26 protein-coding genes are annotated in these 25,736 nt (G+C 38.4%); 22 read left to right on the top strand and 4 right to left on the bottom strand.

Annotation, left to right across the window (positions count from 1 at the left end):
* Nucleotides 1–205: 205 nt before the first annotated feature.
* The 14 genes from AAH582_RS14395 to AAH582_RS24870 all read left to right on the top strand — a co-directional run bounded on the left by AAH582_RS14395 (nt 206) and on the right by AAH582_RS24870 (nt 16,709).
* Nucleotides 206–571: a class I lanthipeptide gene (locus tag AAH582_RS14395; protein WP_343318207.1), complete on the top strand. Its 366-nt coding sequence runs from the start codon at nt 206–208 to the stop codon at nt 569–571.
* Between the two features lie 11 nt (nt 572–582).
* Nucleotides 583–930, top strand: a complete 348-nt coding sequence (locus AAH582_RS14390; RefSeq protein WP_343318205.1) for a class I lanthipeptide — start codon at nt 583–585, stop codon at nt 928–930.
* 100 nt (nt 931–1,030) lie between these two features.
* On the top strand, nt 1,031–1,327 hold the full coding sequence (locus AAH582_RS14385) for a class I lanthipeptide (protein ID WP_343318203.1): 297 nt from the start codon (nt 1,031–1,033) through the stop codon (nt 1,325–1,327).
* Nucleotides 1,328–1,427: 100 nt separating this feature from the next.
* Complete coding sequence (locus tag AAH582_RS14380; protein WP_343318201.1) at nt 1,428–3,608, top strand: peptidase domain-containing ABC transporter; 2,181 nt, start codon at nt 1,428–1,430, stop codon at nt 3,606–3,608.
* Complete coding sequence (locus AAH582_RS14375) at nt 3,601–4,878, top strand: hypothetical protein (RefSeq protein ID WP_343318200.1); 1,278 nt, start codon at nt 3,601–3,603, stop codon at nt 4,876–4,878. The genes AAH582_RS14380 and AAH582_RS14375 overlap by 8 nt, the downstream gene beginning before the upstream one ends.
* Nucleotides 4,871–5,680: a hypothetical protein gene (locus tag AAH582_RS14370; RefSeq protein WP_343318199.1), complete on the top strand. Its 810-nt coding sequence runs from the start codon at nt 4,871–4,873 to the stop codon at nt 5,678–5,680. The genes AAH582_RS14375 and AAH582_RS14370 overlap by 8 nt, the downstream gene beginning before the upstream one ends.
* A complete protein-coding gene (locus AAH582_RS14365) occupies nt 5,670–6,851 on the top strand; it encodes a glycosyltransferase (protein WP_343318197.1) in 1,182 nt (393 codons plus the stop codon). Before AAH582_RS14370 ends, AAH582_RS14365 begins: the two co-directional genes overlap by 11 nt.
* Nucleotides 6,848–8,047, top strand: a complete 1,200-nt coding sequence (locus AAH582_RS14360; RefSeq protein ID WP_343318196.1) for a lanthionine synthetase C family protein — start codon at nt 6,848–6,850, stop codon at nt 8,045–8,047. The genes AAH582_RS14365 and AAH582_RS14360 overlap by 4 nt, the downstream gene beginning before the upstream one ends.
* A 3-nt stretch (nt 8,048–8,050) precedes the next feature.
* A complete protein-coding gene (locus AAH582_RS14355; RefSeq protein ID WP_343318194.1) occupies nt 8,051–11,083 on the top strand; it encodes a lantibiotic dehydratase in 3,033 nt (1,010 codons plus the stop codon).
* Nucleotides 11,037–13,211 carry a hypothetical protein gene (locus AAH582_RS14350; protein WP_343318192.1) on the top strand — a complete coding sequence of 725 codons (2,175 nt, stop codon included), beginning with the start codon at nt 11,037–11,039 and terminating at the stop codon, nt 13,209–13,211. Before AAH582_RS14355 ends, AAH582_RS14350 begins: the two co-directional genes overlap by 47 nt.
* Nucleotides 13,208–14,515 carry a TolC family protein gene (locus tag AAH582_RS14345; protein ID WP_343318190.1) on the top strand — a complete coding sequence of 436 codons (1,308 nt, stop codon included), beginning with the start codon at nt 13,208–13,210 and terminating at the stop codon, nt 14,513–14,515. The genes AAH582_RS14350 and AAH582_RS14345 overlap by 4 nt, the downstream gene beginning before the upstream one ends.
* A complete protein-coding gene (locus AAH582_RS14340; RefSeq protein WP_343318188.1) occupies nt 14,508–15,425 on the top strand; it encodes a glycosyltransferase in 918 nt (305 codons plus the stop codon). The genes AAH582_RS14345 and AAH582_RS14340 overlap by 8 nt, the downstream gene beginning before the upstream one ends.
* A 10-nt stretch (nt 15,426–15,435) precedes the next feature.
* The gene (locus tag AAH582_RS14335) at nt 15,436–16,263 is read left to right on the top strand and encodes a beta-1,6-N-acetylglucosaminyltransferase (RefSeq protein ID WP_343318186.1); all 828 of its coding nucleotides are present in this window, start codon (nt 15,436–15,438) and stop codon (nt 16,261–16,263) included.
* Nucleotides 16,264–16,346: 83 nt separating this feature from the next.
* The gene (locus tag AAH582_RS24870; protein ID WP_430459023.1) at nt 16,347–16,709 is read left to right on the top strand and encodes a glycosyltransferase family 2 protein; all 363 of its coding nucleotides are present in this window, start codon (nt 16,347–16,349) and stop codon (nt 16,707–16,709) included.
* On the opposite strand, the gene AAH582_RS14330 is transcribed toward AAH582_RS24870, so the two are convergent.
* Both AAH582_RS14330 and AAH582_RS14325 read right to left on the bottom strand, forming a co-directional pair.
* Entirely contained in the window at nt 16,624–16,878 is a 255-nt protein-coding gene (locus AAH582_RS14330; protein ID WP_343318184.1) for a hypothetical protein, read from the bottom strand. The two genes, AAH582_RS24870 and AAH582_RS14330, sit on opposite strands and share 86 nt — an antisense overlap.
* 84 nt (nt 16,879–16,962) lie before the next feature.
* Nucleotides 16,963–17,343 carry a hypothetical protein gene (locus AAH582_RS14325; RefSeq protein ID WP_343318182.1) on the bottom strand — a complete coding sequence of 127 codons (381 nt, stop codon included), beginning with the start codon at nt 17,341–17,343 and terminating at the stop codon, nt 16,963–16,965.
* Between the two features lie 188 nt (nt 17,344–17,531).
* On the opposite strand from AAH582_RS14325, the gene AAH582_RS14320 reads away from it, so the two are divergent.
* From AAH582_RS14320 to AAH582_RS14290, 7 genes are all read left to right on the top strand, one after another.
* The gene (locus AAH582_RS14320; RefSeq protein WP_343318181.1) at nt 17,532–18,542 is read left to right on the top strand and encodes a hypothetical protein; all 1,011 of its coding nucleotides are present in this window, start codon (nt 17,532–17,534) and stop codon (nt 18,540–18,542) included.
* Between the two features lie 101 nt (nt 18,543–18,643).
* The gene (locus tag AAH582_RS14315) at nt 18,644–19,027 is read left to right on the top strand and encodes a hypothetical protein (RefSeq protein ID WP_343318180.1); all 384 of its coding nucleotides are present in this window, start codon (nt 18,644–18,646) and stop codon (nt 19,025–19,027) included.
* Between the two features lie 448 nt (nt 19,028–19,475).
* Nucleotides 19,476–20,120 carry a DUF6266 family protein gene (locus AAH582_RS14310; protein ID WP_343318178.1) on the top strand — a complete coding sequence of 215 codons (645 nt, stop codon included), beginning with the start codon at nt 19,476–19,478 and terminating at the stop codon, nt 20,118–20,120.
* Nucleotides 20,121–20,150: 30 nt separating this feature from the next.
* On the top strand, nt 20,151–20,747 hold the full coding sequence (locus AAH582_RS14305; protein WP_343318176.1) for a DUF6266 family protein: 597 nt from the start codon (nt 20,151–20,153) through the stop codon (nt 20,745–20,747).
* A gap of 14 nt (nt 20,748–20,761) precedes the next feature.
* Complete coding sequence (locus AAH582_RS14300) at nt 20,762–21,205, top strand: DUF5675 family protein (RefSeq protein ID WP_343318174.1); 444 nt, start codon at nt 20,762–20,764, stop codon at nt 21,203–21,205.
* 46 nt (nt 21,206–21,251) lie between these two features.
* Nucleotides 21,252–21,509, top strand: a complete 258-nt coding sequence (locus AAH582_RS14295; RefSeq protein WP_343318172.1) for a hypothetical protein — start codon at nt 21,252–21,254, stop codon at nt 21,507–21,509.
* The gene (locus AAH582_RS14290; RefSeq protein WP_156167541.1) at nt 21,460–21,666 is read left to right on the top strand and encodes a hypothetical protein; all 207 of its coding nucleotides are present in this window, start codon (nt 21,460–21,462) and stop codon (nt 21,664–21,666) included. The genes AAH582_RS14295 and AAH582_RS14290 overlap by 50 nt, the downstream gene beginning before the upstream one ends.
* 78 nt (nt 21,667–21,744) lie before the next feature.
* Here AAH582_RS14290 and AAH582_RS14285 read toward each other — a convergent pair whose 3' ends face one another.
* Complete coding sequence (locus AAH582_RS14285; protein ID WP_343318168.1) at nt 21,745–22,680, bottom strand: 1-phosphofructokinase family hexose kinase; 936 nt, start codon at nt 22,678–22,680, stop codon at nt 21,745–21,747.
* Nucleotides 22,681–23,194: 514 nt separating this feature from the next.
* Between AAH582_RS14285 and AAH582_RS14280 the strand changes: the two genes are divergently transcribed.
* Nucleotides 23,195–24,175 (top strand): Rpn family recombination-promoting nuclease/putative transposase, encoded by a 981-nt coding sequence (locus AAH582_RS14280; RefSeq protein ID WP_343318166.1) that lies wholly within the window; start codon nt 23,195–23,197, stop codon nt 24,173–24,175.
* Nucleotides 24,176–24,306: 131 nt separating this feature from the next.
* Here the strand turns inward: AAH582_RS14280 and AAH582_RS14275 are convergent, their stop codons facing one another.
* On the bottom strand, nt 24,307–25,719 hold the full coding sequence (locus tag AAH582_RS14275; protein ID WP_343318164.1) for a DHA2 family efflux MFS transporter permease subunit: 1,413 nt from the start codon (nt 25,717–25,719) through the stop codon (nt 24,307–24,309).
* Nucleotides 25,720–25,736 lie beyond the last annotated feature (17 nt).

The raw sequence follows: 25,736 nt of genomic DNA, 5'->3' as shown, positions 1-25,736 counted from the left end.
TTATTTAGTAGCTTTCTGGCCCTAACCTCTATTAATTCCCGTATCTATAAATTCAGAATTAAAGTAGGGGTACCTGGGTTTAAAGGTAACCTCTTAAATTTGTTGTTGAATTTCCTCCCTTCGCTTCCTTTTCTATCCACGTCTTGCTACTTATTAGTTTCATTTTTCTTCAATATAGTCCCTCTCTATCAAAAACATATAAAATATGAAAAAGAAAATTTTAAAATTTAGTAAGCAAGACATTGCAGATCTCTCCCAAGAAGAGCAGAGACAAATTATTGGCGGTAATAATGCCCCGACGGTTGGAGAAAATTGTACCATCACTTGCGAAGATAACGGATGTAATACTTATAAAGATGGTGATTGTACTACAACAGGTGATACAGGCCCATGTCCCAGCAATTACAGGGGAACCGCCTGTGACCCTAAGTCAGGAATGGAGAATGCTACTTGTTATATAAGTGCAGGCAACGTCTGTCATTCTATGCAACAGTGCACATATGCAGATTGCACACAGGGTTGTCCGACGACTTATGGTGATGCGACATGTAAGAATTGTAATACAAAATAGCCCCTAATGTTATGAAAAAGAAAATATTGAAATTTAGCAAGCAAGATATTGCTGATTTATCTCAAGAAGAACAAAAGCAAATTATTGGTGGAGCTGGTACCGTTGGTGCGAACTGTACCGTAACATGTCCGGGAGGTGATTGTGGCGTTAGCATCTATGGCTGTTATTCTAGGACTGATACCGGAAACTGCGATAGTGTTAAAGATTCTCCCGGTAAATGCGATCCTGAATCGAATATTGGAAACTTCACATGTTATGTAAGTGCTCTTGGAAATTGCCACACCGAAGGTAACTGTACACTGGGAAATTGCACGGACGGGTGCCCCACAACTTATGGTGATGCAACCTGTAACTGTTAATTAATTATTTTTAGGATAGATAGAGAGGGGAATTTGGTTTATACCATAAACTATATTCGATAATTTATAATTAACTGTATTGACTCTAATTGAAATCAAAATGGAAAGAAAAGTTTTAAAATTTAATAAACAGGATATTGCGGATCTGTCAAAAGATGAACAGAAGCAAATAATTGGTGGGGCGGGTGCAACAATAACGGATTGTGTTACTGCTTTTAATGGATATTATGTTCCGACGAATCCTACGGAAGATACATATAATAATGTAACAATGATTAGCAACTGCCTAGAGAACGGATGTACATATAATAATATAACTATGATTAGTAATTGCCTAGAGAACGGATGTACATATGTTGATCCAATAACTTACAACAATGCAACTTACTACTGTTAGTTAACTCTTGGTCATAGATAATTTTATTATCTGTTGTTGGACATATTCTTTACCATATAGCAGGGCTAAAATTCATAGATAAATTTAAATGTAATTTAATTTGAAAGCGTATAAACAACTGAACTCAAGTGACTGTGGACAAACCTGTATCAGAATTATTGCGAGTTATTATGGTAAGGAATATTCCTTGAGTTACCTAAAGAATCTATCTGGCTATACAAAGTCTGGAACATCTATGCTGGCGTTGAGTAAACTTGCCGAAAACATAAAATTAAAATCCAGGGCCGTCCGTATTTCTTTTGATTCCTTAATGCAAATAAATCAGGCTGTAATGATTCATTGGAAGGATAATCATTACGTTGTTTTGGACAAAATTATTAGAGGTGACAAGGTTAGGGTAATTGATCCGGCAGTAGGACGGTTAGTCTATACAAAAACTGAGTTTCTCAATTGTTGGTCTGTCAATGATGCATTTCAGGGGCACGCACTTATTCTGGAACCAGCTATTGATTTTTTAGACACTGATTTATTGGAAAATCAAAATAAACTGACACTGCTTCATTATTTCCGGTATTTAAAAAAATGTAAGACGCAAATTATATCGATTCTGGTCGCTTTTGTTTTCTCGTTATTTACACAGCTCATCGCGCCATTTATTATGAAAAGTGTTATAGACGTTGGGATAGAGGGAAAGAACTTTAGCTTTATCCAGTTGATAACGGTCGCGCAACTGATATTATTGGTGACCGGTACCATCGTAGGTTTTATAGAGACCAGGATTTCAGTACGCATGTCCAATATATTGAATCTTTCCATCTTGTCTGACTTTTGGTCGAAATTGACCTCTCTTCCCATTGCTTACTTTGACCGTTATCATACAGGAGATACTTTAAAACGTCTTGGTGACCATAGTACTATTCAGTCTTTTATGACGGGTACATCGATTAATTTGATTAAATCGATCGTAAATTTTGTTATTTATACTATTATCCTATTGTATTTTAACAATATACTTTTTGCCATTTTCCTTGCCGGTAACGCAGTTTACTTCGGATGGATTTGGATCTTTCTGGGAATAAGAAGAAAACTTAATTACAAAAGCTTCGAATTAGGGGCAAAGAATTCTAATAATACAATCCAGTTTGTCGAAGGAATGAAAGATATTAAGCTTAATAACGCTGAGCTCCCCAAGCGGTGGCAATGGGAGCGGATTCAAATTGAGCTTTTTAAATTTGCCTTTAAAACAATTGATTATAATCAGATTCAGTCTGCCGGTGCATTACTGATAACGCAGATGAAGAACATTACCCTGAGCTTAATAGTTGCAAAGCAAGTGATTGATGGACAAATTTCTTTGGGGACGATGATTTCAGTGCAATACATTCTTGCACAGCTCAATGGGCCATTACAATCTTTTATTGGCTTTGTTCAACAGACACAGGACGCGAAAATAAGTTTGGAGAGGCTTAATGATATTCATGAAATTACTTCAGAAAATGAAGAAGGATTGTACAATACAAATTTACCTCCCATTTCGAACTTTTCTTGGATTCACATCAACAATCTTTCTTATAGGTACCCTGGGGCAGAAACATATGCAATAAAAAATATTTCAATGCATATACCAGTGGGGAAAACAACAGCATTTGTTGGGACAAGCGGCTGTGGGAAATCAACACTCCTGAAAATTCTAATGCGGTCATATATTGATTATGAAGGTGAGATACTTTTGGACAAAGACAACTTTTCCCAGGTAAATCCATTTTACTGGAGAAGCCAAGCAGGATTCGTGACGCATGAAGGATTTATTTTCAATGATAGCGTGTTAAACAATATTGCGTTGGGAGATGTAGAAATCGACATTGAAAGAGCGATACAATGTTGTCGGTTGGCCAATATTTATGAGTTTATAATCACAGCTCCTAAAGGGATACATTCTATTATAGGTACAGAAGGCATCGGCCTGAGTCAGGGCCAAAAACAACGGATACTCATAGCGAGGGCTTTATATAAAAATCCGGAAATCCTTTTTCTAGACGAACCGACAAATTCGCTCGATGTAAATAATGAGCAGGAAATCATAAAAAACCTTGATTCGCAAAAACAAGGAAAGACATTGATCGTTGTTGCACACAGATTAAGTACTATAAAAAATGCAGATCACATTGTGGTACTCAACAATGGTGAAGTCGCTGAACAGGGAACGCATCAAGAGTTGCTTTCTCTTAAGGGGATATACTGGCAATATTTCGAGAAACAAATTGAATATGTATATGAGTAATGTTGAAAATATAAGTTATAGATCTCAAGACACAGATTCTTTTATTAATACCAGACCGTCATTCTTAGAGCGAAACGGCATCATTATAATAGTGGCCATAATTATCGGATTAACGATAGGGTCATATTTTGTCAGCTATCCGGAGAAAGTGGAACAAGTCGGTTATCTGTCCAATGAAAATTCTCCAAAGGCGATTATATTGCCATCAGGCAGGGTAATTTCAAAGATAATGTTTGCTGCAGGTTCTGAGGTAGATAATGGTTCGGTGGTATTATGGCTGAAATCAGATATTGAATTTCAGCAAATAGCCCTCCTTAAAGAGAAGCTACAAGTGCTTGAAGACATCGGAAAGAAAATAAATAAAGATGACTTAGAGTTTTTCCTCAAAAAGGCATTTATATATGAATCTTCCGAATTAAGTATCGAGTATGCGAATTTTTTGAAGGATATCATGGACTATTTTGACGTCGCTAATAATTCGTTCTATAAAAATGAAAAAATACAAATAGGAAACCATATCAATCTAGCAAAAGAAAAAAGTAAAATTTACCATGAAAACATCAGGTTGTCTGCGGCGGATATAGAAGATTATGAGGGGCTAAACCATGTCAACAAAGAGCTATTTGATAAAGGATTAATTACCATTGATGAGTTCAAAAACTCTGAAAGCCAAAATAAAAGCAGACAAAGGCAGCTAAACTCCCTACATGTCGAACTTAACGATAATAAAAATCTGATCGCTTTAAAAGAAAGCGAATACATGAAGCTTTCAGCAGAAGAAGAGAGAAAATATAACAACCTTAAACTATCGATTTTTAAATTGATGGGGGCTGTAAATAAATGGATCAAGCAAAACTCTGTTCAGGCTGGCTGCAAGGGTAGGTTTGAACTCAATAGCTTTTTACAAGAAGGAGATTATGCTCCGAGCAATACCGTTGTTGGTTTTATAGTCCCTGGAAATTCAGAATTCTATGTCAAAACAAGTATTAACCAGGCCAAAATAAGTAAGATAGATCTGAAAACCCCTGTAGAAGTTCGTCTGGATGCATATCCATATAAAAACTTTGGAAGCGTTGTCGGTGAAATTAAGAGAATAAGTAATGTTGTTACGGATAGTGGATTGGTAAGCAAGATAATGTTGAAAGATGGATTAGTAACTACAACTGGGCACACCTTGGAGTATAAAGAAAATTTAAGGGGAAAGGTGATTTTGACAACTAAGAATGAACGATTATTAAATAAATTATTAGAAGGAATATCCCATGAATAATGACACAACAAACCAAGTTATGGAACTTGAAATAAATTCATTAACGAATAGTCTTTTACTTAATGGATTTCTATACCACAAAGTTGAGGATAAGTTAATTTGTTGCAATAACCTAATCATAATATCATATTTAACTAATGATCAGCTGATTTATGACTTAGCAGTAGATCTACTTTTCACTACATTAAAAAGTAGTATGGTCAGAAAGGATGAAATTGGCAAGATAACGATTTCAAAAATGCTTGCTTATTGTCTTTACATCTCATTTTTTCTTGACCTAGATCTTGAATTTGACGATATTATACAAGATTTTGTTGACAGTAACGATGACCTTCGTGACACTTCCTTATTATCATTCCTTTTTAGCCTCAAAAGAAATGATTTGCAAAGTATTTCTGATTTTGATCAATGCATTCAAGGGCAAGGTATAATTTCTGCTCTGATAAAATTGTCAATACTAACTGAGCAAGGTATGACAGTTGCACCAACTATAATTAAGTTGTTTGAAGACCATATAGAAACTTCCGAGCGATATGCCCAGGATAATCAGTTGCTGGATTTTGCGACCCAACTATTTCTGCTGGATATCAGTTTAAATAATTCCAAGCGGCTGGTAAACTTGCGTCAAAACGTGAAAATAAATTTAGTGGAAATAAAAGCGAAGCTGTTCCCTAATTTAGATTCTTACAATGATAATGAAAGGCAAGCTTTTTTTCAGATGCTTGATGAAATAATACTTAAAGGTAATACGCTGAGTTGCAAAATTTTGTTAATGAATATCTATTTAAATAATGAAAAATAAAATTGATGTAATTTTCCTTGATTCCGTTGGAATAAGCAATGCTTATGGTATTGGGGCATATGGAAAAAGTTTAGTGCCTGAATTGGCTAAATCGGAGGATATCAATCTCTATCATTTAACGATATCCTACGGACCAAGTGGTAGTTTTTTGATATCCCAAATGAAAGGATATAAGAAAATAGTCATTACTTTCAATAATTCTATGAGCCATACCATGCAGGAAAGGCACCTAGTCTCACTTTCAGCTCTGATCGCTTTTAACATGGTGATTTTTCATGCTAAAATAGATGTAGGGATTCTACATGTCAATCTTTCTGCAGATTTTGAAATTTGTAAAGTCGCTAAGAATCATGGATTTAAAGTTATTTTAACGCAACATGTCATGCTTTCCCCCATAAGGACATCAGGCTATCAAGGAGAATTTACTGAGCTCAACAAAAAATTCTTTTCGATGGCAGACGGAACAATCTTTTTGTCCGATAAAACCTTGAAGACGGCTTTAAAAGATTATAAGGTTGACAAAAGAAATGCAGTCCTTATCTATAATGGTATCAAATGGCGTTCGTCCAAAAGTTCAAAACAAGAACTAAAGAGAAAATATGGATTCCGGAGCGGAGACTTTATTTTATTATATGTAGGACGAATAGATGAATCAAAAGGGGTGTTTGAGCTACTAAGAGCATTTAGTACAATCGGTAAAAGCATACATACTTTAAGGTTGGTAGTGGTAGGGTCTGGAGATATTACTAAAGCTATGTCAATCAGTAAAAATATTGTTGGGAAAATAAGTTATACGGGGTTTGTCGATAGGCAGATGTTAGCGGAACTGTATAAAATAGCCGATCTGGGTATTCTGCCTTCTTATTCCGAGCAATGTAGCATGGCTGCCATCGAAATGCTGCATAACAACATTCCACTAATTTTGAGTGATATAGAAGGATTTGATGTTTTTGCAGATCAGATATTTCATAAAGCCAAAATTATCAAGAAAAAAAATCAGAAGTCGGTTGACATTGATTTTATCATGAAGAAAATTGTGGAGATATACGAATCAAGTGATTATAAAGACAATTTTATAAAAGTAGCAACCCACTACAAAAAGCATGTCTTTAATCTTCAAAAAGCTAAAAATGATACTTTAAAATTTTACAATCAGATTTTTTATTCATGAATAATTCCCGGCTAGAATCAGCACTCGATCACATTGCTGTTGTGATTAAGGACAGTTTACCTTATATAGGGCTAAATGGTGGTGCCTTATTGAATACTTCAGGTATTTCCATATTTCTATACCATTATGGGCAGATTAGAAAAGACGCACATGCTATAAGGCTTTCTTCGGACATTCTCAATCAAGTTTTTAGTTCCGATCTTCCGTATTCGAAGCATAAATCCTCCACTACATCTTTTTGTTCTGGACTTGCTGGTACAGGATGGTTGGCGATGTACATGAAGGATAAGGGCGTATGGGAAAGCTCGTTGGAAATGCGCGAAATGGATGAATTAGTTTTTGAGTTTTATAAGGAGTCAATTGAAAAAGGATTTCATGATTTTCTTCATGGGGCATCTGGTGCACTACTATATATGTTGAAGAGAAAATCGAAGTCATCTCAGATAAAGGCTAAATCAATGATTATAAGTTTGTTAGATATTGCATACGATGAGGGTGATTTGTTTTTCTGGAATGATTACGATCTGGAAAAAAATTTAGTGAAGAAGAACTTCTTGAATTATGGGCTTTCGCATGGAACTCCGGCAATTCTATCGATACTATCGAAAGCAAAAACGGTAAACTATGAGAAAGTTGATCATTTAAAAGATCTCGTCCAGCGTGGGGTAAATACTTTATTGAAGTACAAAAATGATGAAGGTTTGATGTCTCGCTATCCCTATAACGTTAATATTGACGAACCTTCGAATCAGTTCACCAGGTTAGGCTGGTGCTATGGCGATCTTGGAGTAGCACAAGCGTTATGGAATACTGCATCTTTTTTAAAAGACCATAAAATCATAAGTACAGCGTATGATATAGTGATTGCGTCCACCAATAGAACTTTTAAGGACTCAATAGTCCAGGATGGTGGGATTTGTCATGGCGCTAGTGGAATTTCACATATCTATCACCGATTTTATAAACTAACCAGGAACATGAAATTACTTAAGGCTTCAGATTATTGGATGGATATAGCACTGGAAATGGTTGAGCCGAGAGAGAACCTGATTACTGGGTATACAAAATATACACATACAGAGGGTTATGTAAATAGTTTCGGATTATTAGATGGTATTAGTGGAGTTGGTTTGACGATTTTAAATAGATTATCTGATAAGAAACTGAATTGGGACGAATGTTTACTAATATCTTAAAGAATGAATCAAGAATGGATTACTGAATTTTTTGTGCTGAGGAAACCAGTTCTTGCACAGAATTATCTACAAACGCAGTGGGACGAAGACCTACATGGTAATTTATCAAAGTTAAGCAATGAAACTTTGGAGGCTATTTTTGTTGCGTCTCCAACACTTTATAAAGAAATTGTGAAGACTAAGGATGGCCAAGGTGCTTTATCTGAGGAAAAGAAGGAAAAATTATTAAAATCATTATATAAATATATAAATAGAGCTTCAAATAGATGCACACCATTTGGGTTATTCTCATCTTGTAGTACGGGTAAAATTACAGATTCGAAGGATAACCTTGATTTGCGTTCAGGGAAAATTATCAAGCATGCCCGACTTGATATGGATATTTTATCTAAACTTGCATTGCATCTCAAGGGTATTTCAGAAATAAGAAATAAATTATTGTATAGTTCCAATTCATCATTGTACTATTCAAAAAAGAAGTTTAAGTATTTTGAATATAGATACTCAAAAGACGGATACCGATCTTTTCATTTGAGTTCAACTGACAGTCACAATGTAATTAAAGATGTTATACGATTCTGCAATACTCCACGTGCTATAGATGAAATTTCCATGTTTCTTGTGCAAAGATATCCTGTTGAAGAAGAAGATGTCCATGTGTATTTAAATGAATTGATAAACAACAGCGTTTTGTTAAGCAGTATTGATCCAAATGTTACCGGACCAGAATATTTCGAGGTTATATTGGCTGAAGTCAAAAGGATTTCGGTAGAGTACTCTTCTGACACCTGTGATTTCATTTATCAGAATTTAGTCCAGATTCAAGAATATTTGTCAGTAATCTTTTATTCAAAAAACCAAATAAGTGATTATCATTCAATTCAGAAAATATTGTGCACCATTATGGGCACCGATTCCATTGATACAAGCAATACTTTTCAAGTTGATATGATTGCAAAAAATCGTGATTTAAACTTGAATAAAGAGTTTGTTGATACGCTAATCTCTTCTATAGAAGAGTTAAATAGCTATAATCAAATACGAAGACAAGAGTCATTCCATCTCAGAAGTTTTAAATGGGCATTTCTTGAGCGCTATGAACAACAGGATGTCAGGTTAGTTGAGCTTTTTGACAAAGTTTCTGGACTTGGTTATCGAAATCTATTCCACGATACAAGGCCTTTTTCAAGTCAAATCCCTGAACCTGCGATAGCAAAACTTGCCCATGAAAAATATCTTGATTTTATAAAAAATGGCGATCAGATTATACAAATAGAAGCAGAAGACATTTTACCTAATAGTTCGTCGACGAAATTGCCAGATAATTTTTCTATTATGGGCAATTTATTATCTAAAGACGGTGAATCTTTTTTTAATATTATTACTACACCATCGTCAACGACCAATCTAATCGGACGATTTTGTCATGCAGATCAAAAACTTTTGGAAAATGTGAAGACCCACCTCACACCGTCAAACGGGAATGGAATTATTCATGCGGAGATTGCTCATCTTCCACAGTCAAGGATTGGAAATATCCTATCGAGACCTAATTTACTTGACTGGGAAGTAGAATTCCTTTCAACCTCCAAGGTTGAAGGGAAAAGAAAAATAGCAATTGCTGATTTATATGTGAAAGTGGAAAATAATGAAGTAATATTATATTCAAAGAAGTACAAAAAACGAATTATTCCTAGACTTTCATCAGCTCATAATTATTCAAACTTTAGTTTAGAATTATACCATTTTCTCTGTGATCTCCAAAACCAACATTCACCAGTTATTCAATTGTGGACATGGCCTGAGAATCTACAAAACAAGACATTCTTACCCAGAGTGGTTTATAAAAATATAATAATATCTATGGCACGATGGATATTGGATTGTAGATTGTTTAAAGCTGAAATGTTAAGGCATAAGAGAACTTTTGCGGAGCAATTGAGGCAGTTTCAAAATGATCATGGATTGCCTGATGTCTTTCAAATAATGAATGGAGATAACTTTTTGGTAATCGATTCCAAAAATTCAATTTCTATTGCTATACTTGAAAAAGAAGTAGGCAATGGACATTCTTTAATGCTGGTTGAAAATTTATACGAAAACTTTGATTCTCCAGTTATTCAAGACAGTAGGATTTACTCGAATGAGATTGTACTGCCAGTGAGACGACGAAAAGAGTTATTTCCAGTTCCCAAGTTTGTCTTTAAACCTCCTGTATTATTAAAAAGAACTTTTTTATTTGGCGAGGAATGGACCTATATCAAAATTTACTGCAAAGAAAAATTTGGGAATGATGTACTAAAGCGTAGCTATAATATTCTTAAGAAAACCAAGGAACAATTTTTCTTTATTCGATATCGCGACCCTTTACCTCACCTTCGAATTCGAATCAAAATGAACAATCTCGGCACTGTTCTTAACCCACTGCTAAAGGCACTTTCTCCCTTGGTGGGAGAGGGCATCATTTTTAATATCGTAACAGATAAGTATAACCGCGAAATCGAAAGATATGGAGAGTCTACAATGCTGGGAAGCGAGAGTTATTTTGGGCTTAGTAGTATCTTAGTTCTGGATTATTTAAATATTAAAACTAATCAGAATACGCACGCATTTGCGGTTAAAGTAATAGACAATTCATTGGACTTATTGAAATGCTCGTACGAACAAAAAATGACCATCTATAAACAAGGTTTTGGCTCTTTTGCTCAAGAATTTAATTTTTTTAACAACAAACACCTACAAAAGGCTATTTCAAAGAATTTTAATGAGATTAGAAAAAGCTTGGATGAGGAAAAACATGGTCCCAACTCGACCATTCTGCAAGACTATTTAAAAAAACTGCAGGTTCTTATAACTGATTGTGATAGACCTGATCAAATTTGTACCCATTCGTCACTGATCAGAAGTCATATTCATATGTTTATTAACAGATTGTTTCCCTCCAACCAAAGAATGGAGGAATTATTAATTTATTTCTCATTAGAAAAGTATGGGCTTTATAATTCGAAAAGGAAAGAGACGACAAGATCTCTTTAAGATATTTTTTATAACACTCAGTTGTTTGATTGCCAAATGTTATGGACAGCAGGTGCAATATGAAAAGAAGTGGTCAGAAAAACTTCTTGCAAATATTGTCGAGACAGGTGAGTCAACTACAATCCAAATCCTTTCCTCAAAGGATGACTCCTTACAAGTTAGTAAAGAGTTTAAGTTTGCAGATTTTCAGAGAGGTGCCATGGAGATTTCCGGAGAGTATAGTGGAGATGAACCACCATCGACTCAAGACATCAAAATTATTAGCATTGGGTATAAAGATAAAATGGTAGTTTCTTATATGTCTGAAAAGTTGTTCAAAACCAATGATCCAATTTTCGATTATTATGTACCATTTGGATCCAAAATTGATTCATTGGCTGTATTTATCCTTGGTAAAGTTACTGGTCAACTAAAGTTAAAAAATGTCAAATTCAAATTTTCAGAAGGAGAGTTTTCTAAAAATTGGCAGGCACATTTTTCAAAAATCGCGCGAAATCCTGAAAAGATAAACCAATTAGCTCTGATCGGTAAAGTTTGGGGTGCATTGAAGTATTTCAGCCCGGTTATTTCGCAAAAGAAAATTGACTGGGATCAGGTGTTACGTGATGAACTAAAGCGATATTTTTATTCTAATAATCCTCGTGAGCACCAAGAAATTATTGAAAGGATGTTATCGCAAACAAGAGGAGCAATTGAAGCCACAAATAGGCTGGATACTTTTAATAGGGAAAGTTTTAATGTCGATTATAATTGGTTAGAAAGATCCCCCTATTTACTACCACAGCAACGAGGGGAATTGAAGAAGATCATCGCTGGTTTTTATGCATTTAATAATCAATATATCTCTACCGCGGACCAAGGAACAGGTTATCTAACCACAATAAAAGAAAATAAATATCATAGTAATGATATTGTCACTGTTTATGACCGTGTTTTGAGCCTGTTCAGATATTGGAACATCATCAACTACTATTATCCGTATAAAATAATGCTGAAAGAAGAATGGCCGGGAATACTGGATAAATGGCTTCCTGAATTTATTACAGCCAGTGAACCAATTGTCTATGGTAATAGGTTACTTAAATTTAATGCAGAACTGAAAGACGGTCATTCCAGTGTACCTCTCGCCATACCGTATGAATTAATGAATTATATTTATCAATCTCAAATCGGTACTATCCCGGCACATATCAAAATTGTTGGCAATAAGGTTAAGATTACGGCGATTGATTCAGCTTTTTCATCAAGCTCTGGTTTGAAAATAGGAGATCAGGTTATTAGTATAGGTAATTCAGATCTCCCATCCATTATTAAAAATTTAGCGGAGTATATCGGCGCTTCAAGAATGGATATCAAGAAGAAACATATTAACAATAAACATCTTCTGAGTTATTTCCCATTACCAAAGGATAAGAAGCCAGTGCTTATTACCATTCGTAGGAACGGAAAGATCCGTAATATCAACTTTATACCACAGATGCAGTATTATAATGTTCTGGCGCAAATCCATGAACCTAAACCAGTACTAAAAGCAGAAAATAAAATAAGGGATGGAATATACAAGTTAAATAAAGAAACACTTTATTTTAATATCGGTGACATCGGCAATTATATAGATGAAGACAGTAGTATTTATGATGGTATAAAAAATGTTATTGTGGACCTGAGAATATATCCGAAAACATATCAGGATTTCCCGACATTTACCAATCCGAGCACTGTTTTTTCTTATTTACAGCAATCAGTTAGTGTTCCCGGATGGGTACGTACAATAGAGATGAGCACACCAAAAACTGGTTATTCATTTCCGGGTAATGTTACTGCCCTTATATCTGAAGAGACAATCAGTAACGGGGAATTTTTGGCCCTTATGCTAAAAACGCGAGTGAACAAAGTGAAATTTGTCGGGAGAGCAACAGCAGGGGCAGATGGAAATGTATTAAATATCCCTTTAATTGGTTTTAAACGATTTTACTTGTATATGTCGAGTATAAGGGTCTTGGATAATGAAAGAAATGAAACTATGGGAGTGGGAATTATTCCTGATCTCTTTATAGATCGTGTGAAAGAGATGGAAAATCCGGATAAGGACTTATTTATTGAAACGGCTTTGAAACAATTCAAATGAGAACTTTAAAAATAATTATCGTTTCTATTTTTTTTATGCCACTTCCGGGGATCGCGCAGGTCAAGCTTAGTTTAGATAATTGTCTTTCGATCCTGGAAGAAAAAAACAGAAGTTATTTGATCATTAAGACCAATGAAACTATCGATGAACAGCGTATCTTTCAGGAAAAGGATAAATTGATACCGCCGCTGAATCTATCTATGTATAATGGTCTGTTGACAGGTCGATCAATAAATCCAACAACAAACTTGTTTGAAAACAATTTCATGTTTTATCAAAATTTTGGCTTGCAGACCTATTATCCAATTCTTGATTGGGGGCGGAGAAGATATTCGATTCGGCAAAATAAATTTTTTTACGAATCATCTCGTTACCGTTCTAAGTCCAATTTACTGGAACAGAAAATTAAGCTTATTCTCTACTATTTTGATATTTTAAAATATCAAAATAGTATTTCGATTACTTATTTAATGAATAGCCATCTTAAACACTTATTGCAACTTTCAGATTCTCTTCAGCGTGTTCAAAAGGATATCCGGATCACAGGCCAAGAAATTAAGGTCAGAATACTTACCGACAGTATTAACGTAATTAACTATGAGAAAGAGGTTTTTAATAAGAAAATAGAACTTGCAGATCTGTTAGGAATGGATTATGATACGCAAATCGAATTGGTAGATGATAAAAAAACCACCTCGGAATTTTTCTACAGTTCCGAAGAAGAAATAATAAAGAAGCTTAATGAAAGTGCGCCAGATATACTAGCACAGGAAAGTAAAATCGAAGGTCTGATTATGGGACTTAAATTGCTGGAAAAATCTAAATTACCAGTTTTAGGCGTGAATATAGGTATATCGACAAACTATTCGAAATTATTTGACTCGAAAAGCGATGATTATTTCAAAAGTCTCCATAATAACCTTGGTGGTAATGCAGCCATTCAAATAAACATCCCTTTATATGATCAAAACCAAAGAAAGAGACAAACTAAAATAGCCAGGGCTGAGCTCACCAAAGAAAATTTGCAGCTGGAAACACTAAAATCTAATTTGTTCACTTCTGTCTTATCAACTTTCAATAGTTATAAAAAGCAGCAGAAGGAATTAAGTATCCGCAAAGCAAACTTGGTGTTGCTAACTGAAATTTTATCATCAAAAAAAGAATTGTTTTTAGCAAAAAAGGTTACAATAAAAGATTTTTTGGAGGATTTCAACCGAGTTAGCATGGGGGAGTTAGAGATTGCCAATACTCAGGCCAGCATCGCCTGTTACGAGAATTTGCTTAAAATTTATTTAAATGATTGATAAACCCTATATCTCTGTGATACTACCTGTTTATAATGGGGAGGATTATCTCGAACGGAGTATCCGTTCTATTCTAGAACAAGATTTTCAGGACTTTGAATTTTTAATAATAAATGATGGTTCCCTGGATAAGACCAAGGAAATAATTAAAAGTTTTGATAATTACAGAATTATGTATATTGAAAATTCAAAAAACCAAGGGATTGTCAGATCCCTTAATAGAGGGCTGTACCTTAGCAAGGGGAAATATATCGCCAGAATGGATAGTGACGATTATTCATATTCCAATAGGCTATCAACTCAATTTGCTCTTTTTGAAGACCATCCTGAGATTGATATTTTAAGTTCTTGCATATTTATTAAAGAACTGGGGGAAATGGGCAATAGCCTCACAGACGCTCAGATTTCAGCACTACTGATGTTTTGTAATCCTTTATTTCATCCTACAGTGATGATGAAAGCGGAATCTTTAAAGAAATGTAAACTATATTATGATGAGAAAGCTAAGCATTGTGAAGATTACAAATTGTGGATAGATGCTAAAATATCGGGGCTTAAAATCTCCAGATGTTCAAATGTATTGTTGGAATATAATTTTGGCCCAGGCAGGATATCCCATACTAAAAGCAGTCAACAGCGGAACAACACGCTTATAATTGCCTATAAATATGCATGCTTACATTTTCCAGAGTTCCTTCGAAACAAAAAGCACTTGTTTTACAAACTATTGACTGGCCATCGTGAAACTGACATGGACGTCGGTGATCTTGAAGCTTTTGGAATGCAGTGGATATTGGAAAATCAAGTGTTGAATATTTTTGATCCGCTACTATTATCAGGCTGTATCAATTCATTTTTAAATTTTAGTACTGTTACAGAAAATAGTGCCGCAATGAGGTTTCAAAATTAGGAGGATTGCAATGCAAAAACACGCATACTTAGTAATATGTCACAAAAATAAAGATCAGGTTATTGATTTAATTCAGGAACTGGTCAAACATATCGAAAATCACTGTCTTGTTTTTTGCGATATGAATTTTAATATTGATCTAACAGAAATATCGTCCATAGGTGCTAGTAGCCAGATAACCCTTATTCATTCCAACTTTAAAATAGAATGGGGGAAATTTTCGCTTGTAGAAGCAGGTTTGCTACTATTAGAAAAAGCATATCATCTAAATGTAGATTTTTCTTACTTTCATCTCATCAGTGGACAGGATTATCCAATCAAGTCTAACGAGCAAATCCAAGATTTTTTTAAGGATAATAATAAAATCTATATAGACTATTTCTCCCTTCCTAGAAGCGATGGACATTGGCCTCCAGATGGAGGTTTAAGTAGATATCTTGCCAATAATAATAACAAAGCACATCTACCTAAAGATATAAAAACTTTATACGGAGGAAGTCAATGGTGGAGTTTACCAAATGAAAGTGTGGGCTATGTATTGAATTACGTGAAAGATAATCCATCAATTAAAAAATTCTATCATGGTACACTTATTCCAGACGAGTCATTTATGCAAACCATCTTATTAAATTCTATTAAACTCCGGAAGAAAATAGTAAACAATAATCTTCGCTATATCGATTGGCTAAGCGGGCCCTTATTTCCAAAGATTCTAATTGAAAGTGATTTAAAAAAAATAATAGAATCAAAATGTTTATTTGCAAGAAAATTTGATCAAAATGAAGACCCCAATATCATAAAATATCTAAAGACACATATTAGAAGTAAAAGAATTTGATCTTCTTTATTATAGACAATTTGAAACTGAACATCTATTAATCTTGATATGAATTGATAGAATAATACCTTTATTTTAAGTATATGGATAGTATAAAATTAACTGTTATTATCCCAATCTTTAACAATGTTAAAGATATCCACAAATTAATAAACAGTCTACTTAAGCAATCCCTATCTGATTGGGAGTGTATTATTATTGACGATGGTTCTACGGATGGTTCTCAAGAAGTAGTTAACGATTTAATTATTAATGATTCAAGATTTCAATTGCTTCATAGAATTAATTTTACACCAAGGAAAGGTGCTAATGCCTGCCGTAATTTAGGTTTGTTGAAGTCATCTGGAAATTATATTGTTTTTACAGGTAAAAGATATGAATATCTGCCTGTTCGACACGTAAGGGGACAACAATACCTTTGGATAGTTCAAAATCTAAGAGATTGATATAGCCCATCAGTCCGTCGAATTGCTGCAGGCAGACTTGCCCAACCTGATTGTGATAATTCCGGATATCTCCATTTGACATGGCAATTAGGGGTTCAAGTGCTGATACTGAAGGACGGCATGCCGCACCAAAAACAGCCGTTAGATTAATCTGTAATGCTTTTTTCATAATGAATTATAGGTTATTTTAATCCCGCCGGCCTGGATTTCGGAAAGACCGACGGGATTTGAATCTGGATAACGTAGGATTGGATTAACGCTGCGGATCGCTGTATGAAATCCGTATAAAAAGAGGAGTAAAGGTCACCTTCACGACATCATCTTGCCATTGATCAAGGCCGTGAACGCTAAGCTCCTTGAAATCGGGATCTTCTTCTTTTTGGTCTTTTTGAAACTGCAGCGTATACCCTTGCATGAGATAATTGCTGATAGCCGTGCTAAGTTGTTTCCGAAGCTCAGCAGGAAGATTGTTAAGCTGCTCCACCTGATGGGGCTGCAGGTTAAAATGGTGTTCCATCCACGCCGCAAAATTGTCTTTCATCACCTGTAGTTCTAGTGCGCGATCTGCTAACGGTAGCGCGAGAAGGGTGGCTACTTTTTGCGCCACACCTGCATTGTCAAAATTTTCTTTCATACATTTTAAATTTTGACAAATGTTTATGTTACTGGTCGTTAAACCTAGTGTTTCAAAATAACCTACCACATTTAGTAGGTTAATCTTTTTGAAGAGCCAGATATATTTCCTAGAACTTGAAAATTTTGATTAATTTAGATGTTCAAACATGTAGATATAACCTAAATATTGGCGCTTGACGGACTAATATGAAGCATTTTTTTAAGCTATGCCTGGGAAGCTTATGCTTTTCCATGTTGTTTAATTTGATTGGAAATAAAGGAATTAAATTGGAACGGTTCGGGACCTGTACGTATCGCGTCTGGACAGTAACCTTTGCTTTAGCCATTATTATTGCAGGCCTGCTGATCCGCATCTGCCTAAAAATAGCCTGGATCGAATGGCAAAAAAAATATCCTGAATTGGAACTGCTGAAAGAGGGGCGCTTACAGATCAAAGGTATACCCAAGTCGCAGAGAGCATGGGCCGTCCTTTCGACGACAATCGTACTGTTGCTTGTCTACCTTTGTTTTATCTATCTGATCGCGTACGTGCGCCGAAATAACAACAGCACCAATTTATTTCGGAGTTATTTATTGCATTACATGCCTATGGTAAGTATATGCTGCTACTGCTATGTCGGCTATGTTTTTAAACAAGGTGATTTATGGTGGTGCACACCTCAAAACGCAATTTCACTATTCGGTAGGCAGCTGCCCGAAAGAATAGTGCACGTCGTTCATCCAACTATTTTAGATGAAAAGATCGTCATCGGATCGCTTTACGACATTCTCTATAGCCACGCTAAATTTGAAACCGACTTTACAAGAAAACTGGCCGTGCGCATGTTTGATGTGCCGTTTTACTTTTCGAGCAAAGGGGAGAAGGAAGTCATTTTGATGGACGGGACAAGACGGAAAGCGGACCGGTTTATGGAGAAACTGGAGGCAATCGGACTGGATAAATGGTATTTCCGCATCAGCAGCGGCTGCCGCGTCAACATGATGCTTATCCGCTATCCCGTGCCCCCAAATACATCCAAGCTTGAATTGCGCAAAGAGGCATTTGATAGCCTGCGGAATGCAATGACTGAAATGGATATTGAAAAGCTATTGGTGGCGACGCAATGGGTAAGGAAGAGTAGAAATCTAACAAAATTTTTGGATAACGTTAATAAGCTGGAGCATAAGGGATGGGATTACCTTATTCCGCTCAATTGAATCATCCCACTAGTATGAACTTAGATAGACCGAGCGCAATAGACCACAGGTCTGCTGCTGATCTGGATTTCGGCGGTTAGTCGAGCTAACCATGCCCATGTATGTTTTTTATCAAAGGATCTCCTGATCAAAAGGGGATTATTACTCGTTTTGTGTCCAATGCGACAGGTATTCATCTAAAAATCCACTATTCTTTTCAACTAAAAACAAGTATCGAATATACGCCGCTAGAAACTAAGTTGGACCGTATCCTGGACCTGCTGCAGGAACCGCAGTATACGGAGCTCCACAGACTGACGGGTACGATGACCATCCACGAAGTCGCCTATTTTTTGAGCAAAAGTGTGCGCACCATCGAGCGCCGTATTGCCAAAGGCCTGCTCAAAGCTACCTATAAAGAGGGCAATGCGGATCTCTTTCTCAAAAAAGATGTGGTGCAGCTGTATGTGGCTGAATATAAAAAATGGCCGCGGCAAATGCCTTAAATCCCTATGCTGTTCGTACCTGCTTCGTATTGTCTTCGGAGATGAACAAGAGAGCAGCCACTGTTGACCCGTTGCTGAACAGTATTTCCCTGTTCGGCGGCTGGTCAAGGTCTGTTCGGCATCTGTACGGGATCTATTGCCGATCCGAAGCAGGTACGGAGCTGGTCGGAAGCAAAGGCCTGAGACGGCTGCTCAACCCCGTAATTTTTGAAGGGCCAGACGACTGCGTACCTGGAATGTGCCCGATTGTGCAGCTTATTTTATGCCTGCTATCCTATGGTCGCCGACAGCCCGCCGACAAAAGCCGGGATACCGCCGACCAGTCTCCGCCAACCTGCTTTGCGCTATTGACAAGGGGCTGTTTGATGTGGTATGTTTGTCGAAGTAAAGCAATACATACCGGTATAAATGAAAGCTTTATGGAGTTTAAATTTTAAATAAAAACAACATGGCAACAATCAACAATGGTGTAATCGGAAGAGCAAGTGGTAAAGTCGGCGCGGTGATCGCCTCGTCCTGGAAATCTATCAACTACCTCAAGGGCTTGCCCAAAAAGCGGACGAAAGGGATGTCCGAAGAACAGCTGATCCAACAGGAGCGTTTTCTGAAAATTTCCAAATTCCTGATACCGATCACGCCAATCCTGCAGGTCGGGTTTGGGCTCTCCAAAACCGAAAAGATGACACCGACCAACGTGGCACTGCAGCTCAATATCGCCCAGGCGGTAACCGGTACTTATCCAAACTTTAGCTTGGATTACAGTAAGATCGAAATTAGTAAGGGCTCTTACCTCAACGGCGGTGGCATGGAGGCTGCTGTGAGTGGCGGAATTCTTTCCCTCTACTGGGATACTATCCTCAACAGCCTTTACAAAACCAAGGCCGATGATCAGGTCATTATCTTGGTCTATTCACCTGAAAAGGATGAATTTATGACAGCGCCAACACCGCCGACCCGAGCCGCCGGTACAATAGACATCGCGATTCCTGCACACTTGCTTGGTAGCAAGGGGCACGTATGGATCTTCTTTACCGACCGCAAGGCCGAAAAAGTGTCTAAAAGTACCTATCTGGGAGAATTTGACCTGGCTTAGCCATTGATGGAGTAATTGAACGGGAGGAGCATGTGGCTCCTCCCGATTTTTAAAACACAAAACGATAAGATTATGCTGGTGATTTCTGAGTTTAAAAAGCAGGTTAAAGATCCGACACGTAGGCAGGCGGCACAGGAGCGCTTTCGACTGGCGCGCCGGTTTTTAAATCCACTGTATCCGCTTATCCTTAAAGGTTTTGCCCATAGCAAGTGCACGGTGCAGGCGGCTTTTGGCCGGGCCATGTCGCATACGCTGACCAATGTGATACAGGGTGAATATCCGGATTTTCAGATAGCGCCCGCCCTGGCAAAAATCAGCAATGGTATGCTGTCTCCGCTCGCGGTGAATACCTGTATACGTACGTCCAATACAATTCAGCTGAGCTGGGATGCAACCGAATCCAACATCAAAGATTATAGCCAATGGGACGACCAGGTCATGCTCTGTGCTTATGATATTATTGGCGAGCAGGCGGCCATCAACGAACAGCAGGTGTTGCGGAAGGATCTCCAGATGACGATCGAGCTGCCATCCATGCTGCATGATAGGCCGGTGCACCTGTACCTGCTCCTACATGATCGTGATGAAAACCTGTACTCCAGAAGTCAATACCTCGGTCTTTTCTAATTTAAATTTTGCGTATGAAATCAACGATAAAAGTACTTCGCACAAAACAGGGCAAGCATAGCACGCTGTCCGAGATTTACGTGAACAATCAATTGATCTGCTACGGTCTGGAGAATATTCCGCGTCCCGTGAAGATAAGGGGAGAGACCGCCATACCAGTCGGGCACTACACCCTGGGATTTAACCGCGAGGGGGCGATGAATGGCCGTTACTACGACGATTACCCCAAAATGCACCGAGGTATGCTTGAAATACGTGATATTCATAATTTTAGCTATGTCTACTTCCACAAAGGGAGTAGCTATAAAGAGACTGCTGGCTGTGTGCTGGTGGGCAATCAGTATGTACTGGAAGATGGCGACTACCGCCTGCTAGCCTCGGGCGTCGCCTACAAAAAGTTCTATCCGCTTGTGGCCGAACTGATGCTGCAGGGACTCGTCGAAGTGCACATCGAATGAGCGTCGCCCGATATCGGGGAAGTGAACACCGTTAACTAAAATACACATGAAAAAGATCTTCAATAAAATAGGACAGGTGCTGCAGCTGCTGTTGGCTTCACCTGTTAAGCTGCCGGGTAAGGTGGGCAATGTATTAAAATACCTGGCCTTGGGGCTCGGTATCGTGGAAACGGTATTGGATGAAGCTGAGCAGCGGCCGGAGGTAGATGATAAGGATGCTTCGGACGGCACGCAGGAGCATAGGTCCGTAAAAAATGAGACCGAAAATACCGAAGAAAGGAGCGCGATGGATGAAAGTGAATGATATGCGCGTCTCGGCCATCGGCGGTACGATCTGTTCCATCTGGGCCAGCATCTCGCTGGGCGATGTATTGCAGACCGCCCTGACGGCTGCCTTGGGTACCCTGGTCAGTTTCGCGACAAGTAGGCTACTAGCCAAACTGGGTAAACGGAAAAGATGAGTGGAACAAAAAGGTGCACAGGATTGTGCGCCTTTTTGTAAGGCAACATCTTCATTTGTAAGGCAAAATCCTCAATTTTTATCTTTTTTTTATTTCCGAAAACAGCCGATCGACATCTTTCTTGGCGAATAGGCCAGTTCCCTGCGCCATTGTTGTCGCTGAGCCGCAGGCGATTCCCATCTGAAGTACCTGCTCCAAATCTCCTTGTTGGGCTAAGACAGACACCATTCCGGCAACCATACTGTCACCTGCTCCGACGGTACTGCGCACCTTCACCACTGGGGAAGGTAGCTGGATTTTTTCTGTTTTTGAATACAAAATAGCGCCCTGGGCACCTAGCGAGACCACGATTAGCGTTGCTTTCCCCTCCGAAATTAGCTGTTGGGCGGCCATATCCAGATCGGAATGCCCCAATTCCTCTTTTCCCACAAGAGCCGCGAGTTCTCCTGCATTCGGTTTGATTAAAAAGACACCTTCTTCCAAGGCAAGGCGAAGTGCATCGCCAGAGGTGTCAACCAGTATTTTACTACCCTTCGTTTTGTACGTGTTAATCAGTGACCGTATAAATTCGGGCGGTACTCCAGCTGGCATACTACCGCTGATAACGACAAAATCCGGGATATCCGTGAGTTCATCAATCGAAGTCCTAATTCCCGCCAGCTCGTTGGATTCAACTTGTTCGCCTGGAAACCCGAATCGATATTGCTGATTGGTTGCGCTGTCAACCACGATAAAGTTTTCGCGGGTCTCGCCATTCACCCGAATAGGATCTATAGCAATATCCTCCAGCTTTAATAAGCTTTCGAGCAGACTGCCTGTCTTTCCCCCGGATGTAAACAAAGCAGTCGAAGCCAAACCAAGTCTTTTCAGGGCACGAGATACGTTAATTCCGCCGCCACCGGGTTCATATACAGGTTTTTCGCAGCGTAATTTCTTTTCGGGAACGATATGTTGTACACTGGTACTCTTGTCTACGGATGGGTTCAGGGTTATTGTTAAAATAGATTTTGCCATTTGTTTATGTTATAAAGCTATTCAGAGATAAAATAGTTCATTGTCGAAATGCACTAGTCAGTAATTTAAATAAAGCTAATAATTATTATTGACAGTGTACAGCGCAAAATCCCTACCTGCCTTCGGTTTCGTCAACATTGCTTACCCCGTTATTTGAATCATTCCTGTTGGTAGACGAGGTCTTTGCTCAGACAATGTTCTTCCCAGGGTAGTTGCACTGCAAGGCGGTAAAAAATGCTTTTGCGGACTTGTCCGTTTGCTTCATGATCTGCCGCAGGTGACTCACCACACAACTCAATCGCGTTCCTGATAACCTTATAGTACCAGTTGTTTTTAGCCGGACGCCCAATGGGGATGTAATCAGTGGCAGCCTAAATGTAACGGAAGTTATCAATACAGCCTTTGCATAGTCGTTGACGGTAGGTCTTCGGGAATCTGTATTTTTTTACTAAAAATATTAGTTTTATTAAGTTCTTTTTTCGAAATTTACAGTCAACAACCAATTATTATATTTATGAACGAGCCCGTTTATATAGATCTAGTTTCAGATTATGCATTTAAGCGCATTTTTGGATCTGAACCTAATAAGGATTTACTGATTTCCCTATTGAATGAGTTATTCCGTGGACGGAAAAGTATTGTCGATTTATTGTACGAAAAGAATGAATATGTAGGGGATAGTGAGGAGATCGGGACCGTGATCTTTGACCTGATCTGTACAGCTGATAATGGAGACAAGTTTGTGATTGAAGTACAGCGTACTGCACAGATAAATTTGAAAAAGCGTATGCTTTACTACGGCAGTAAGCTTATTGCGGATCAGGCTCCCAAAGGAAAACGGCGAGCGTGGAATTATGCGATAACCGAAGTGTATATCGTTGTACTTATGGATGGATTTACTTTTTCACAGGCGGATGAATCCAGCGCTGTTATTCACGATATTTGCTTGTGTAACAGGAAGACAGGTCGCGTTTTTTATGAAGAGTTAGGGTTTATTTACGTTCAATTGCGTAACTTTATAAAAGTAGAGGCGGAATTAGAAACTGATCTTGATCGTTGGCTTTATGTTTTACGTAATATGTCCAAGCTGAACAAGATACCGGGCTATCTGAAAAAGCCTATATTTGAAAAATTATTTAAAATAGCGGAATACGCAAAGTTGAATAAGGAGGAACGAGCAATGTATGATGTAAGTCTAAAACGTAAATGGGATGCTGAAGCAGTGCGCCAATATCAGGAGCAACAGCTTAACGAGGCTATTCAGAAAGGCATTAAACAAGGCATTAAACAAGGCATTAAACAAGGCATTGAACAAGGCATTGAACAAGGTGTCGAACAAGGATTGGAACGGGGCGCTGAGGCAAAAAGCTATGAGGTAGTGGAAAATTTGATTACCGAACTTAAGCTTGCTGATGATGTTATCGTGCGTGTTGCGAAGGTTTCGCTTGCTTTTGTACAGAAAGTACGGGCAGATCTAGCCAGAGACAAAAAGTAATTATTCCCAATTATACAAACATAACAAACAGCTGTTCATATTTTTGAGCAGCTGTTTTTGCACTAACTAAAGCTGTATCTGCTGGAGCTTTCCGGCAAACAGTTTGCCTACAGCCCGAAAAATCTAAAGGACTAAGCGGCCTTCTGCACTTCTTTTGGTGAAGGCAAACCTCTTAGATTGGCTCCGTCACTTGGCTTAATTTTGAAATACTCGATTAAGGATAGTAGGGATAAGCCAGCAATTAACTGCAAGGCCAAGCTGAAATCCCGCATCTGATAAACGGTATCCTGATAATAGCTGCTTGCTAGGTGAAGTGTTACCGCTCCCAGGGCGATACCCATACCCAGTGCCATTTGCTGTGCCGTATTGTACAGCGTATTTGCATTGCTGAGCTGTCCATTGGGTACGTCTGCGTAGGCCAAGGTATTTAGGCTTGTAAACTGGAGCGACCGTGTAAGCCCCGAGAAAAAGAATACGATGGCCACAAGCCAGATCGGCGTTTGCAGGGAAAGCAGGGAAAGTCCGGCCGTAAAAATTGTTAAAATAATACCGTTGCCGATCAAAACCTTACGGAAGTCAAACCGCCGTGTGATCCAAATGGCTACCGGTTTCATGCTCATACTGCCCAGCATGTTGGCCATATAGAGGAGGCCTGCATGAAATGGACTCAATCCAAAACCCAGCTGTAGCATAAGGGGCAAGATAAAAGGAGCAACATTGATCACCATACGGGTAATCGAGCCGGAATATACCGTAACCCGGAAAGTCTTTATTTTGAGGATACGATAATCGATCAAGGGGTACTGGATACGTTTGGAGTGCCATACCGCAACAGCCATCAGGGCAAAGCTTGCCAGGATAGTGACAAGCGGTTTGGTATAATCTCCGTTGGCTGCGCCGATCATTTCGGTACCCAGCATGATGCCGGCAAGGCCAATTCCGCTGATTAAAAAACCGATGATATCAAGTGGACGGCTATTTTCAGATTCCATTGCCGGGATAAATGTATGCACGGCCCACAGCGCAAATACGCCGAAGGGTATGTTGATAAAGAAGATCCAGTGCCAGCTAAAATAGGTCGTAAAAAATCCGCCCAGTACGGGACCAACAATAGGGCCTAATAATCCGGCCCAGGCAATATAACCGATCGCATCGACCAGATCCTTCTTTGCAGTATGCTTCAGCACGATGAGACGACCAACCGGTACCATAAGTGCTCCGGCTGTACCCTGGCAGATGCGCGCTATAACGAAAGATGTCAAGTTGGTACTCAGCCCACAAGCGATCGACGAAAGTATAAATCCTATAATGGCTGTATTGAACACTTTTTTTGCGCCGTAGCGGTCGGCGATCCACCCGCTGATCGGTATAAACACGGCCAGCATGACGGTGTATGAAGTAATGCCCGCACTGAGGTGTACCACATTACTCTCAAAATCATGTGCCATTTTGGGTAAGGCTGTGGATATCGCTGTGGTGTCGAGCATCTCCATAAACAGTGTGCCACCAACAATGAGCGATATGATGCGTGATTCTTTCTTCATTTTGCTCTTCTTCAATC

Source organism: Sphingobacterium multivorum (assembly GCF_039511225.1).
Lineage (GTDB): Bacteria > Bacteroidota > Bacteroidia > Sphingobacteriales > Sphingobacteriaceae > Sphingobacterium.
The sequence above is the reverse complement of the archived record's forward strand: the minus strand, read 5'-3'. Positions and strand labels throughout refer to the sequence as shown.